Annotated in this window: 12 protein-coding genes; 5 read left to right on the plus strand and 7 right to left on the minus strand. The window is 63.1% G+C overall.

The features are described from left to right. The first annotated feature begins 1 nt into the window (after window position 1). The 5 genes from AOT87_RS22935 to AOT87_RS22955 are packed head-to-tail and all read left to right on the plus strand — an operon-like array spanning window position 2 to window position 4,969. Window positions 2-1,249 carry an MlaD family protein gene (locus AOT87_RS22935; RefSeq protein WP_057967815.1) on the plus strand — a complete coding sequence of 416 codons (1,248 nt, stop codon included), beginning with the start codon at window positions 2-4 and terminating at the stop codon, window positions 1,247-1,249. Further along, on the plus strand, window positions 1,246-2,280 hold the full coding sequence (locus tag AOT87_RS22940) for an MlaD family protein (protein WP_030096454.1): 1,035 nt from the start codon (window positions 1,246-1,248) through the stop codon (window positions 2,278-2,280). The genes AOT87_RS22935 and AOT87_RS22940 overlap by 4 nt, the downstream gene beginning before the upstream one ends. After that, window positions 2,277-3,353 (plus strand): MlaD family protein, encoded by a 1,077-nt coding sequence (locus AOT87_RS22945; RefSeq protein WP_057967814.1) that lies wholly within the window; start codon window positions 2,277-2,279, stop codon window positions 3,351-3,353. The genes AOT87_RS22940 and AOT87_RS22945 overlap by 4 nt, the downstream gene beginning before the upstream one ends. After that, window positions 3,350-4,156 carry a hypothetical protein gene (locus AOT87_RS22950; RefSeq protein WP_057967813.1) on the plus strand — a complete coding sequence of 269 codons (807 nt, stop codon included), beginning with the start codon at window positions 3,350-3,352 and terminating at the stop codon, window positions 4,154-4,156. Before AOT87_RS22945 ends, AOT87_RS22950 begins: the two co-directional genes overlap by 4 nt. Before the next feature lie 3 nt (window positions 4,157-4,159). Continuing rightward, window positions 4,160-4,969, plus strand: coding sequence for a hypothetical protein (locus AOT87_RS22955; RefSeq protein WP_057967812.1), 810 nt, complete (start codon window positions 4,160-4,162; stop codon window positions 4,967-4,969). A gap of 3 nt (window positions 4,970-4,972) precedes the next feature. Here the strand turns inward: AOT87_RS22955 and AOT87_RS22960 are convergent, their stop codons facing one another. The 7 genes from AOT87_RS22960 to AOT87_RS22990 form a co-directional block, all read right to left on the minus strand. Further along, window positions 4,973-5,512 (minus strand): SRPBCC family protein, encoded by a 540-nt coding sequence (locus AOT87_RS22960; RefSeq protein WP_057967889.1) that lies wholly within the window; start codon window positions 5,510-5,512, stop codon window positions 4,973-4,975. 14 nt (window positions 5,513-5,526) lie between these two features. Further along, entirely contained in the window at window positions 5,527-7,098 is a 1,572-nt protein-coding gene (locus AOT87_RS22965) for an NAD(P)/FAD-dependent oxidoreductase (protein ID WP_057967811.1), read from the minus strand. A 198-nt stretch (window positions 7,099-7,296) separates the two neighbouring features. Continuing rightward, entirely contained in the window at window positions 7,297-8,847 is a 1,551-nt protein-coding gene (locus AOT87_RS22970; RefSeq protein WP_057967810.1) for an NAD(P)/FAD-dependent oxidoreductase, read from the minus strand. After that, entirely contained in the window at window positions 8,844-9,701 is an 858-nt protein-coding gene (locus AOT87_RS22975; protein WP_057967809.1) for an SDR family NAD(P)-dependent oxidoreductase, read from the minus strand. Before AOT87_RS22975 ends, AOT87_RS22970 begins: the two co-directional genes overlap by 4 nt. Further along, on the minus strand, window positions 9,698-10,699 hold the full coding sequence (locus AOT87_RS22980; protein WP_057967808.1) for an alpha/beta hydrolase: 1,002 nt from the start codon (window positions 10,697-10,699) through the stop codon (window positions 9,698-9,700). The genes AOT87_RS22975 and AOT87_RS22980 overlap by 4 nt, the downstream gene beginning before the upstream one ends. Window positions 10,700-10,800: 101 nt before the next feature. Further along, a complete protein-coding gene (locus AOT87_RS22985; protein WP_057967888.1) occupies window positions 10,801-12,150 on the minus strand; it encodes an AarF/ABC1/UbiB kinase family protein in 1,350 nt (449 codons plus the stop codon). A 72-nt stretch (window positions 12,151-12,222) separates the two neighbouring features. Beyond that, window positions 12,223-13,503: a TetR/AcrR family transcriptional regulator gene (locus AOT87_RS22990; RefSeq protein ID WP_057967807.1), complete on the minus strand. Its 1,281-nt coding sequence runs from the start codon at window positions 13,501-13,503 to the stop codon at window positions 12,223-12,225. Window positions 13,504-13,582: the final 79 nt, after the last annotated feature.

Consider the following 13,582-nt stretch of genomic DNA (forward strand, 5'->3'; position numbering starts at 1 on the left):
GATGACACAGCCAGCATTTGTGAGCAGCATTCGGACCCGTCTCGCGGGTATGCGTCCCGCCGCACGCGCGGGTCTGGTGAGCGCCGTCGGCGTGGTACTTGTCGCGGTAGTGGCGGTTGCCGGAATCTTGGGTGCGCGCACTGTGTTTCCCGCCGTCAAGAACATGGTGATGCCGTACCTGGGGAACGCGCATATCCCGTTCCTGGACGACACCCGGGCGCTCTGCGCGAATTTCCGCGACGGATCCGGTTTGTACAAGGGCAACAAGGTCTTGCTTCTCGGTGTCGAGATCGGCACCGTGACAGCCGTCACCAACAAGCCCGACCATGTCGAGGTCGACTTCGACATTCCACAAGACATGGAGCTGCCCGCCGATGTGGGCGCAGCCAGCTATTCGCAGTCGGTGATCACCAACCGCAGTATCGAACTCACCCGCTCATGGAGCGAGGGGCCCAAATTCACTGGCGATCAATGCATCTCGACAGAGAACACCAGAACTCCGGTGACCGTCACCGAGTCGTTCTCCGCCATAGGCGAACTCGCCGATACGCTGATGCAAGCAGCGCCTGGCCAGGACCCGGCGAACTCGCCTGGCGTACAGGCACTGAACAAAACCCTCAAGGGTGCAGCTCGATCGCTCGACGGCGTCGGCCCCGGGTTCAAGGAGATGCTGAACAACCTCACCACGATGGTGGGCGATCCCTACAAGGCCGACGCCGACTACCGGCAGCTATTCGAGAACAGCGCCATCGTCACATCGAACTGGTTGCAATATTGGAACGAGTTCGCGGGTGTGGTCGCCTCCCTGCCCGATAACGCACGCCTGATCGAGGGCATCTCGGAGAACTTCTCGGTCGGCCTCGACTACCTCACGACGCTCCTTCCGACGCTGAACGGCATGGTGCAGCGCGCCGCCGGCCGGCTCTACAAGAACGTCTTCGACAAGCTGGTGCCCTGGATACGCGACATCCTCAACGCCTACACCCCGCACATCCTCACCTTCTTCAACACGTTGCCACCGGTGATCAACTGGCTGGCCGATGACATCTATCTGCCGAACACGAAGACCCACGGTGTCACCTATGTTCCTCCACGCGTGGCCATCTCGCCGGAACAGGCCAGTGCCATCTGCCAGAACCTGCGTGACCGCAACACCCCCGGCTCCCAGGCCGCATGTGCACCGGGCACCGCCTCGGACCCCGTGACCCTCGGTTTGACGAATCTGATCATGGGAGCGGCACTGTCATGATTCGACGTGTACTGATCGTCCTGTTCGCCGCCGCATTCACGGTGGTCCCGGCGTGCTCCACGGAGGCACTGGATCCCACCAAGATGCCGATGCCCGGCGCGTACATACCGAAGAACACGTACCGCCTCAAGATCGAATTCTCCAGTGTGCTCAATCTGCCCGGACGGGCGAAGGTCGACTCGGGTGGCGTCCAGGTGGGCCTGTTAGATCGGGTGGAGCTCAAAGGCACAACCCCCGTCGTCTACGTAGATATCGACGGCGGTGCGAAGTTCCCGCGGAACGTCAAGGCCGAACTCCGGCAGGCCACCGTGCTCGGCGACATCTACATCGCCATGATCTCGCCCACCGATCCGGCTCCGACACATCTTCAGGATGGCGACACCATCGCCCTGGCCAACACGGTGCCGGCGGCCAACGTCGAAGATCTCATGCGGTCCATGTCAAACCTCATCGGCGGGGGCAGCCTCAACACGATGCAGACCACCGTGGCGAACATGAACAGCTCCTTCCCTCCGCCCGAGGAGCTTGACCGCATCCACCGCGCGCTGGCCGGAATCATCAATGACCTGTCCAACAATCAGGACACCCTCAACAAGATCCTGACGAATATGCAAGCCGTCAGCGAGTCCTTCCGAGCCAATAAGGGAACGTACCGACGGCTTCTGACCGAGGGACCCACCAAACTGCCGTCACTGGCCAAAGTGGTTCTGAGTCTTAGTGATCTGATCATCAATGGCGCCGAGTTCGGACGGCAGATCGCCCAGATACTGGACTACCCGAACCTCATGCAGATCCTGTCCTATCTCACGCCATTCATCCACAGCGCCTCGACCGCCGACACCACTATCCCGGTGCTCGGCGACAAGATGGTCCGAACCATCCGCGACAGGATCATCCCGTTCTTCAAGGATGGCGGTCCCAAGTACACCGTGACCGATATCCAAACTCCCGATGGCACATTGGGAGTCAGCCCCGGGGAACGCGCCGACTCGGTTATCCGGAACATGCAGACGATGGGGCTGGTGCGATGAGGCTCAATGTCCTACTCACTCTCGCGGTGCTCTCGATCATTTCTCTGGTGGGCGCCGTCTACATGGCCTTCGGTGTCCTAGACATCGCCTCCACCAACAAGACCAATCACATGACGCTCATGCTGGAAAGCTCTGGCGGGCTGATGTCCACCTCGCAGGTCACCCTGCGGGGCATCAAAGTCGGCCGGGTGACCAACATTCAGGCCACCCCGTCGGGATTGGCGATCTCGATGGCCCTCGACAGCGGCTACCCCATTCCCGTCGACAGCCAGGTGAGCGTCCAGAATCTCTCGGCCGCGGGAGAGCAGTACGTGGAGTTCAAACCCGCGCGCATCGAGCCCCCCTACTACAGCGACGGCGCCGTGATCCCGGCGTCGAAGGCAGCGCCGGTCTACACCGTGAGTGATCTCCTGCAAAAGGGCAACGCACTAATGCAGGCCATGAACGCCGACGACCTGGAAATCACGCTCAACAACGTGGCTGCCGGATTCGTGGACAACACCAAGACCATCGATCAGTTGGCCACCACGGCAAGGCTGTTCGCGCAAATGGTGAAGGACGACAAGCACTATCTGGCCGAGGTCATTGGCAACACATCGACCCTGACCAACGGGCTCGGTGAGATCCGGGCCGGCGATATCTTGAAGCAGTCCGCCAAGACCATTCCGGGTAGCCTCGACGGCCTGGCGTCCCTGGTGAAAGTGATCGAAAAGCTGGAACCGGTCGTCGAAGCAGGCCTGGGCGATGGGAAGCCCCTGACGGATCTGGTCGAAAAGCTCTTCGACTACATCAACGCACTGTCCGAACCCATGTCGGAATTCGCGACAGTCCTCGAACCCATCGTCGCGCCGCTGCGCGATGTCAAGCTGGACGCCGGGCACTGGCTGGACTTCTGGAATTCCACCTTCAACAACCAAGGCGGACTGCGCATCCATCTCGGGGTACCCGAATGGCCACAGCCCGACACACCGCAGCCAGGATCAGCTCAGCCAACGCGGCCGGCTGCCACACCACCGGTCCCCAAACCCACATCGGCACCACAAACGGCAACAGCAGGAAGGCCCGGATCATGACCGACATCGACGATCGCACACTCACCCTCGATGACGCAGATCCCGATGAGCTCGCGAAATCGGAGACCAAGTCCACCACCGATTCCGCCGAGACCGAATCTGACGCGGAACCGAAAGCCAAGCGGGTAAAGCGGGCCAAGGCCGTTGAACAAGAAGCGGATCCGGCCGAAAGTGATAGCGCTCCCAATATCTGGAAGTGGATCACCTTCGGTCTGCTCGCGTTGGGAATCATGGGAGCGGTCCTCGGCGGCTGGCAGTATCAGAAGTTGTCCGATGCCCTCGCCGCCACTCGCGCCGGCGATACCGAACGCACCGCCGCCACCGACGCGGCGTCGGCGTACGCGATGAAATCGCTCACCTATAGCTTCGAAGACCCCGACGGCTTCTTCAAGAACGTGAAAGAGAACGCGGCAGAACCCCTGAAGAACAAGTACAGCGATGCCGAGAAGCTGCTCAAGGCCATCATGCTGCAGGCCCAGGTGACGTCCAAGGGCGAGATCATCGCCGCGGATGCCGTTGCCCAGCAGAACGGCATCTACCAGGTGGTGGTCACCACCCGACAGACCACCCGGAACGTCCAGAACCCGGAACCGCGGGCTACCACACTGGTTCTGCAGATCACGGTCAAGAAGGATGGCGACAACTGGCAGGTGACCGATATCGGCCCCAAGAATGCCAACTCGACCGGCACCATCATGCACCCCGGCGACCAGAAGCTGCTTCCCGACGAGACGGCACCCGCACCCGGTAAGGCGCCCGCGCCGGCCCTCCCGCCGCTGCCCACGCTCCCCGGTCAGAAGTAGGCAATGTCCCGGCGCATAGGTGGTCTGGGAGCGGGTATCGCCGCTGCCGCCCTGATGGTTTCGGCGCAGACGGTCCATCCCGTGGCCGTGGCACGGGCTGCTCTGCCGCCGTGCCCGAGCAGAGCCACCACGATCGTCCCGGACAGCCCCAAGGCACATACAGACTGCCGACTGTCTGCGGCCGACGGCACCGGGATCACCTTCGATGTGGAATATTGGCGTCCGCACCCCGACAACAGGGATGCACCGGACTACCCGCCGCTGTCGGCCCGGGTAACCATCAAGGACGCCGCCGGCAACAGGCTGCAAGAAGTGAACGAGCTCTTGGAGCCGTCAAGCCCCTCACCGGCCGGTCTGCAGGACATCGACGGAGACGGCCGCGACGAGATGATCATTCCGATCTCTACCCGGGTCATGAATGGTGCTGTCAACACCCGGTTTTCCGTCTGGCGAGCCGAGAAGAACACCACCCACTTCGAGCGCGTCCAGATGTTCGGACAGGCCGTCTATCCCAGTGGCGACGGGTACATCGTGGTCAACAGCGGTGCGTTCTCTAGCCGCGATCTGGATTTCTACCTGCCCACCGCCGCCGGCTACACCCACATCATCACGTTGACGATGACTGCCGAAGAGGTCGACCTGAACACCCGCAAGGTGCTCACCGCAAGCTGCATGGTGCACAAGCAGTCCGGCCTGGGCGCCATCGACATGGACTGGCAGGATTCGCCGGTGTTCTGTGATTCTCCTGCGGCCAAGTCGATTTGGCCGGATGCCGAGCGCGTCGAAACCAACAGAAGAGTGCAGGGCCGCTAAGCCTTACACCGCATCCCGGGATATGTCCGTGCCTTCCAGGAGCGCGATGAGCGACCGCATACCCGGACGGAAACCCCACGCGAAGACCACCCGCAGAAGGGGTTGGAGCCAGCGCAAGGGCAACCCGGAAACGAAACGCGGGGTTATCGCCACCGTCCAATCGACGGTGCAGCCGCCCGGAGTGCTGGTCAGCACGTAGTCCTCGGCCCACAGCTGCAACAGGGGCCAGGTTCCTGCCACCGCTGAGTAGGTGAGCCGATGCGGCGCCTCGTACCGCCAGAATCTCTCTCGCTGGATCCACAGGAACCGCCACGGTGCCGACACGGTGCCCATCTCTCGCTCCATGCCCACTCGCCGGCACGGTTCGTCATAGCGCACACCGCACCCGAAGGGCAGCCATGACCAGGCATGGTCACTGTCCAGCGCCGCCCACACCTGACCACGTGGCACCTCGAAGGTGTGTGAGGTGCGCAGCACGATGGCTGCCGATTCGAACGCGGAATCGTCCGCCGACATCGGGATCCGATACTTGGGGGCGAGCATCGGCCACCCCATCCTCAGACCACCACCTGTGAATCATTGACGACCGCAATGGAATCGACACGTTGACTCTGTTGCGCATACTCGTAGTCATCCACCGGGAACTTCTTCGCCGCCCGGCGGGCCTGCAGGGTCGTGGTCGGCCGCAACAACGGTACATCATCGTCGGCGTTCTTCCAGTACGACCGCACACCTCGATTGAGTTCCGTGAAGTAGTACTTCAGGTTCCGCCCGTTACGCAGCATGAGTTGGTGGAAACGGTCCAGTGCCTCCTGGCGCACTTCCATACGGCTGGCGCCACGTTCTCCCGCCAGGGAGATGGCCCGGACGATGTGCGTGACGGCGGTATCCGCCAGCCCGTGCCATCCGCCGTTGCCGGTCCAGGAGTAGGGCCCGACGATGATCCAGCGGTTGGGGAAGCCGGTGATCGAGACACTCTCGTACGCCTGCATACCGCGAGTGTTGAAGAAGTCCCCCAGATCACTGCCACCGGCGCCGGTCACACGTCCTCGCTTGTAGGAGGCGGGTTCGGAGAACAGATCGAAACCTGTTGCCGTGATCAAGAAATCGGCCTCATACACCGTCCCGTCCACGGTCTTGACTCCCGCGGGAACGACCTCGGCGATGGGCGTGGTGACCAGTGAGCAGTGCGGCTTGTTGAAGACCCGCGGAAAGGCGGAGTTGAGAGTCGGCCGGTTCCCCAGCGGCCCGAAGTACGGGAGAAGATCCCGCGCGACCTTCCTGTCCTTCACCACCGCACGCAGGTACGCGCCGTACAGTGCACGCCCGGCGGCATCGAACAACCGCATCAACGGCCGCATCACCGCGCCCGGGGTGTGAATCAGGAACCACAAACCCAGGCTCCCACCGAGCAGGGCCCCCCACTCGATCACGGAGAACAATCCGGGGATACGAAGCGCCCATTGGGCAATCACCGGGATCCGGAAGTCGGGTTTGGGGATGCAGTAGACGGGTGTCCGCTGGAAAACCACGAGCGACTCGGTCTCGTCGGCGATGGCACCGCACAATTGGACGCCGGTCGCCCCGGTGCCTATCACCGCCACGCGTTTGCCCCGCACGTCGTGCTCCGGCAGCCACTGCACGGGCGTCACCCGGGTACCGGTGAAGTTCTCGAGCCCCTTGATGCCGGGCTGCTTCGGATCGAAGAAGGGACCGATCGCCGAGATCACGAACCGTGCGGTGATCAGCGAGCCGTCAGCCAGATTCAACCGCCACCAGTGGTTCTCCTCATCCCACTCCTCGTTGCGAACGTCGACGCCGAAACGGAAGTGCGGCCGCAGATTGAACCGTTCGGCGACCTGCTGGTGGTAGGCCTGCACTTCGGAGCCGGGCGCAAAAACGCGAGACCACTTAGGGTTTCGGAAAAACGGGAACTGGTAGATCACCGACGGGATGTCGACGGCGATCCCCGGATACACATTGTCGCGCCAGGTCCCGCCCAGATCAGCGGCCCGGTCGAGGATCACGAAGTCCTCGATACCCGCCTGCTGCAAGCGCACCCCGGCACACAGGCCTCCGATACCCGCACCGATCACGACGACGTGATGATCGGGAACTGATGTGGTCATGAGGACTCCTCACTCGATGTCCGATACGGACTACTCACTGACAATTCCGGCATTGAAAACGACGGGCCTCCGGCCCGGACCCCCTCCGACGCCGTCACGGGATGACGTTGGTTCCCCCTCAACGGGCCGCCCTATTGGACATCGCAGCGTTACCCATCAAAAGCGGCATGGACACAGGTCTCCTTCTCGAAGGCTTGGCTAGTTCACCTGCACGGCAGTGGTTTCGGCCACGGGGGCGCGATCACCCGCCACCGGCAATCGGTCGAAGCGAAAATCATCGAGCGGAAAGCGTTTACTCGCACGCGTCGACTGGTACGCCGTGGTGGGGCGCAGGAACGAGAAGTCGCCATGTCGGTCGATGTAATAGGAGTTGGCGTTGACACACGCACGCCCGTGCATGAGCGTCGATTCCGCCTTGGGCGCAATGAAATCGAAGAAACGGTTGTTCGCGTCTTCGGTTACCGCGAAGGCGGTGGCGCCACGCTTGTGTGCCTCGGTGATGACCCGCACGGCGATGCGCGTCGCGTTTTCCACCATCACGTGCCAGGAGCTGCCGCTCCACGCGAACGGCCCGAAAACCATGAAGGTGTTGGGCAGTTGGGGCATGGTGACACCCTCATACGCCCTGGCACGATTGTTCTCGTAGTAGTCGGCCAGGTCGAAGCCATTGCGCCCCTTGACGGGGCGGGCACGATAGACCTCGGGGCTCTGCGACATCTCGAACCCGGTGGCCAGAACCAGGACGTCGATATCGCGGTGCGCACCGTCCGCCGTGACGATTCCCGTCGGGGTGATCTTGGCGATCGGATCGGTCACCAGGTCGACATGGGGCTGGGTGAAAGTCCGGTAGTAGATGTTCGAGACACTCGGGCGTTTGCACCCGAATCCATACTGAGGTGTCAGCTTCTTGCGCAGCTCGCGATCGCGGACCTGGCTGAACAGAAATGCCCGGCAGGCCCAGTTCGGAATGAGGGTTATCGGCGCAATCTGCTTGCCGTATACCGTGATCGCCACCAGGCCGACCTCCACCGCGGCGGCGGCGATCCCCCGGATCAGGGATTGCAGGCCCGGGACGTACTTCAAGGCCCACCGCGCGATACGCGGTATCGGGAAGTCGGGCTTGGCGAAAACCCAGATCGCCCGGCGCTGGTAGACGTCCACGTGGGAGGCCACCCGCGCCATCTGCGGAATGAGCTGAACCGAGGTTGCTCCGGTGCCGATCACCGCCACCCGCTTACCCTGCAGATCGAAGTCATGGTCCCAGTTCTGTGTCTGGATCACCTTGCCCGCAAAGGAATCCAGACCCGGGATATCCGGCACCTTCGGCTCCACAAATGCGCCGACCGCGGTGATGACGAACCTGGACGTGATGACCCGGCCGTCGGCAAGGGTGAGGTGCCACAGGTGGTTGTCCTCGTCCCATACCCGTTTCATGACCTCGTGGCCCAACCGCAGGTGGTCGTTGAGGCGGTACTGGTCGACCAGGCTTGCGATGTATTGCTGCACTTCCCGGCCTTTGGGAAAAGTGCGGGACCAGTTGGGGTTTTTTGCGAAGGAGAACTGGTACACGATTCCCGGGACATCTACTGCCACATCAGGATAGTGATTGTTGTACCAGGTGCCACCGATGCCCGCGGACCGCTCCAGGATGACGAAATCGGTCAGGCCGGCACGCTTCAATCCGATGGCGGCGCCGAGCCCGCCGATCCCAGCGCCGATGATGACGGTCTCGTGCTCGGGGGTACTCATATCGTCGCCTCGACCTGCCGGTCGATCCGGCCGTCATACTCGCTGCGGGCGCTCCGGTCTACGGGTCCGACCGTCCTGTCCGCATTCACGACCCGCCGGCCCAGCAGCCACAGCCACTCGGGAATCAGATGCTGTAACCGCAGCGCGAGGACCGTACCTCGCGGGGAACCGACCACTGCCGGCCGATTGCGCACGGTCCCGACCGCATCGCGTGCCACCCAGGTGGGAGGAATTATGCCCAGTTTCTCCCACCACTTGAACGGAATACCATCAACGAGCTGGGTGCGGACGGCCGCCGGCATGACTGTCGAGATGGTCACGCCGGTACCGACCAGCTCCTCGCGGGCGCTGCGCGCGAACCCGGTGGCGGCATGCTTCGAGGCGACGTAACTGGCCAGGCCCGGTGAGTGAATGGCTCCCGCCGCCGATGTCACATTGATGAAATGTCCTCTGCCCCTCGCGATCATCCGCGGGGCGAGCACCTGATAGGAGATGTAGTGGCTCCAGAAGTTGACGCGCATCGTCGCCTCGGCCACTCCCCGGGACTCTTCCAGCAGCGGCCCCACTGGCATGATGCCCGCGTTGTTCACCACGATGTCGATGGGCCCGACGGTATCCTCGACCTCGGCGACAACACGTCGATAGTCATCGGACTCGCCTACGTCCAGCGCGAAACCTCTTGCATCCGAACCAATCTCCCGCGCCGCCAGAACAGCGGCGTCACCGTCGAGGTCCGCGATGACCACCCGAGCGCCCTCACGCGCCAGCCGCTGTGCGATAGACAGCCCGATACCGCGCGCGCCTCCGGTGACCAACGCGACGGCGCCGTCGATCTGAATCTCGGTGAATTTCATGCGGCGGGCCGTCCAACATGAGCTCTGACGAATGCCGAGATCTCCCCCACGGCCGCCCGCGCATCGGGGAGCACATCCGCGGCGATCTGGAAATCGTGCACTTGATTCCTCCATATCTGCAGTTCGACAGGCACTCCGGCCTCGGCGAGCCGAGCAGCCGCGAATTCGGCGTCAGGGCGCAGGATCTCGTCACTGCCCACCTGAAGAAGTGTTGGCGGTAGGCAAGCCAGCGTGGCCGTGGCGCCCTCGACGAAACTGTCGAGGACCCTGAGCCCGGCGGTAGCCGTCTCCCCCGACATCATGAGGCGCTCCATGGCTATCAACGCCGCCCGCGGGAACAACGGGTCGTTGGATTGCGCGGCCAGCACCAGCTTGCCTGCCGGGTCACGTTGCACCAGAGGTGAAATGCACACGAGAGCGCCGGGTGATTCCAGTCCGCGACGCTGCGCGATCAGACTGGCGGCCAGAGCAAGGAATCCACCCGCGGAATCGCCGGCGATGACGATCTCCGAAGGCTGGTAGCCCATGTCGATGAGGTACCGGTATCCGTCGAGTGCGTCCTCGACCGCCGAGGAGACCGAGTGCCCGGGCAGCTTTCGGTAGTTGACGGCAAGCGACGTGACGCCCGCGCTCGTGACAATGCGCGACACCAGCCTGCGGTGCGTGTTCAGTCCGCCGACGACAAATGCCCCGCCATGTAGAAAGAGCATGGCGCCGTGTGACGAACCGCCTCCGGCAGACATGAGCTCGGCTTCGCAGTGCGTGAGTCGCACCCGGACACGACGCACTCCCCGAACGGGCCGCAGCACGATCGCCGCGAGGTCGATGACTCGGTACGGCCACGGCAAATGCGGAAAGCGCGCCCACAGTGCAATCACCGGATACGCGAAGAGGCGGATGACCAACCGTCCTAATCGCAACAGAACCGTCAGAGAGCCTCGCTCGGAGCGAGTGAGCTCCAGACGCTCCGGATGTAGCGGCACCACGTTGGCCGTCATCGGCGCTCCTCGGTGATCTCGAACACGGGTAGGTGTTTTATAGACTGACATGCCATTCATAAAAATACAAGACGGCATTTCCACCTACCCCGAGATGGCTGTTATCGCTGCTGAGCCCAGCTTTCTATGGCCTGCCCCATGGGGGTGGCGGTGTCGGCCATGCCGAGATACTCGCGCGCAATCGCCGACCAGGGCGCCTCTGCGCCGAGCCTGCCGAGGAGTGCGGCCACACACATTTCGGTGCGCCGCGCCATCGCATGCGTCTCCACTAGACGCTGGTTACGGATGCCGTCGTAGAACCTGGACGAGGGCAATACGGCATCGGCAACCGAACGCCGCGCGATATCCGGCGTCATCCGCAAGATCCCGTCTCCGAGATGCCAGCTACTGACCGCGCGGATGTACTCGGTGGCGGCGCTTCGCTCCATGGCCTCCGGGTCTGCCAGGAATCCCGCGGCCACCGCAAGCTCGAACGCCTGGTCATCGTCCCCGGAGAGCAGCGCCCGAAACACCTTGCGCTGCACCTCGGCGTCCTCGTAATCCATATCCATGCACAATCCGAAGTCCACGAAACCGACCCGCCCATCGGGAAGCAGCATGATGTTGCCGGGATGTGGATCCGCGCAGAAGAATCCGGTTCGGTACATCTCACCGCAGTAGAAGCGATAGATCGCCTCCCCCACCAGGTTCCGCACCGGCTGATCCTGTTCGGCAAGGCCGTCGAAGGCCATACCGTCGAGGTACTCGGTCACCAGGACGTGCTCGGTGCACAACTGCGCGATCGGTTCGGGGATGCGCCATGCCGGATGCCCCTGGAACGCGTCGAAAATCCGCTGGTGGTGGGCTAGCTCGGCCCGGTAATCCACTTCCTTGATCATCTGCCGCTGTACCTCCGCGACGATGGCCTGGGTGTTGCTCGCGGGCATCTTCTTCGCCGCCAGCTTGGTGACCAGCTGCAGATTCTTCAGATCCGCGCGGACCTTGGACGCGATATCCGGGTACTGGATCTTGACCGCGACCATCCGTCCGTCGTCAAGTTGGCCGCGGTACACCTGGCCGATCGAGGCCGAGGCGATGGCACCCGGGTCGAAGCTCACGATCCGGGCACGCAGCTCACCCAGCTCACGTTCCAGCGCCCCGTGCATCGTCTCGTCGGGAATCCTTGGGGCATTGTCGAACAGGGGTGCAAGCCGGGCAGTGAACTCGTCTCTGGCAGATTTGGATGTGATACCCACGTCCACCACAGAAAGCAGCTGGCCAAGTTTTTGCGCGGCGCCCTTCATCGAGCCCGCGACGGCCACCAAGTCGTCGGCGAACCGCAGAATATCGGCGTCCCGCCGGGCCGCGACGTCCGCCGAGACCGGTTTCATCGCCGTCGTTATCGCCGAGCGGACGGCGTGACCGGCGACAACCTTGCCCAGCGCCGCCGCCCTCTTCGCACGCAGCGGCACGCCAGCTCGAGTTGCGTTGGCCTCGTTGTCAACTGGTTCGCCGATGGGATGCTCCTTCATTGCCGCACCGACCTAGGGCGCTGGATTCAGACCATAAAGCAAAAAGTGCGTGATGGCCCGCGCGTACTCATCGATACGGTCAGTCCGGCCGTCGTCATCGACGACGAGGGTGACGGCGCCGACCAGCAAGGACACAAATGCCTGGCCGAGGAACTCGGTATCGATCGACGGGTTTATCCGGTCGGCACCGATCATCGAATACACGGACTGCTCGCTGCGCACCGAGGCGAAGCGGAAGAACTGAATGATCGACTGCAGTGCCTCCGGATCCACTCCGGCCGCCTCCGTGCACACGAAGATCAATGCGGGCAGCCTTTCGGCCACCGCCTCCAACGCGTTTGTAAATCCTTGCGCGAGAGCGTTTTCGATGTCCTGACGGGCATCCAGACGCCCAACCGGCCGCGACAGGACGGGCTCCATGGCCGAGAACTCACGAACCATCAGCGCATCGAGCAAGTCGCGTTTGTTCTGGTAGTAGTTGTAGAACGTGCCGTGGCTGACCCCGAGTCGCTCGACGATCTCGTTCACCCCGACGGCGTGATATCCATCGGACAGGAAGCAGCCGAGCGCCGCATCCAGGAGTTCATTGCGGCGATCGGACGCGACAGGCACCGGAACATGCACGGAATCAACGGTTTCCGCCGCGCCGCTCCCCGCGCTCGACTCCAGGACGACACCGTCGCGCAAGATGCCGCTTTCGGCGATCTGCGAAGCGGTACTCACGAAACGTTCTCGGGTACCGGGGTTGTCATGCCGGCTTTGTGCGAGCAGAAAACCGGGCAGCACCAGGGCCGGCAAGAGCCGCGCGAGCACGGCGTGGTTCTGTGCGTCCTCGGCCAGCCATCCGGCCCGACGGCCGCCGTCCAGGCCCCGCTGCACGTAGGAGTCGAGCATCGACTGGATACCGAGGACTCGCTGCTTGAGCTCCTTGTCGGCGGCGGCCGACTGGACGGTGAGAAGTTTGAGCAGCGCAGGCTCCTGATCCACCAGCGCGTAGAGGCGGCGGCCGCCCTCCATGATGATGTCGTTTCGTTCTTCGATGCCGCCGGTTCCGCCGACTACCTCGAGAAAGTCGTCGAGCGCCAGGGTGTCGACGAGGCGTTCCACGGCATAGTCGAAGACCAGGTCGAGAACCTCGCGCTTGCTGTCAACGTATCGGTAGACGGTGCCTTGTCCCATGCCGGCACGGCCCGCTATGTCGGACATGCTGGTCTGCTCGTAGCCGTTTTCGGTGAAGGCCGAAAAGGCCGCGTCGACGATCTGCTGACGGCGTTTGTCGGCAAGCCCGGACACCGGGGGGCGTCCTCGGCGAGGCGGATCCTGCGCCACTCGCTGCTCCATCGACGTGTCTGACCGAACCGAAACCGGAGCG

The sequence above is a fragment of the Mycobacteroides sp. H003 genome (assembly GCF_001440135.1).
In the GTDB taxonomy this organism is placed as follows: Bacteria; Actinomycetota; Actinomycetes; order Mycobacteriales; family Mycobacteriaceae; genus Mycobacterium; species Mycobacterium gwanakae.

Excerpts from the sequence above, each read along its gene's own strand:
- AOT87_RS22950 (WP_057967813.1), top strand. The coding sequence starts at position 3,350 with ATGACCGACATCGACGATCGCACACTCACCCTCGATGACGCAGATCCC.
- AOT87_RS22965 (WP_057967811.1), bottom strand. The coding sequence starts at position 7,098 with ATGACCACATCAGTTCCCGATCATCACGTCGTCGTGATCGGTGCGGGT.
- AOT87_RS22935 (WP_057967815.1), top strand. The coding sequence starts at position 2 with ATGACACAGCCAGCATTTGTGAGCAGCATTCGGACCCGTCTCGCGGGT.
- AOT87_RS22970 (WP_057967810.1), bottom strand. The coding sequence starts at position 8,847 with ATGAGTACCCCCGAGCACGAGACCGTCATCATCGGCGCTGGGATCGGC.
- AOT87_RS22980 (WP_057967808.1), bottom strand. The coding sequence starts at position 10,699 with ATGACGGCCAACGTGGTGCCGCTACATCCGGAGCGTCTGGAGCTCACT.
- AOT87_RS22975 (WP_057967809.1), bottom strand. The coding sequence starts at position 9,701 with ATGAAATTCACCGAGATTCAGATCGACGGCGCCGTCGCGTTGGTCACC.
- AOT87_RS22960 (WP_057967889.1), bottom strand. The coding sequence starts at position 5,512 with ATGCTCGCCCCCAAGTATCGGATCCCGATGTCGGCGGACGATTCCGCG.
- AOT87_RS22955 (WP_057967812.1), top strand. The coding sequence starts at position 4,160 with ATGTCCCGGCGCATAGGTGGTCTGGGAGCGGGTATCGCCGCTGCCGCC.
- AOT87_RS22940 (WP_030096454.1), top strand. The coding sequence starts at position 1,246 with ATGATTCGACGTGTACTGATCGTCCTGTTCGCCGCCGCATTCACGGTG.
- AOT87_RS22945 (WP_057967814.1), top strand. The coding sequence starts at position 2,277 with ATGAGGCTCAATGTCCTACTCACTCTCGCGGTGCTCTCGATCATTTCT.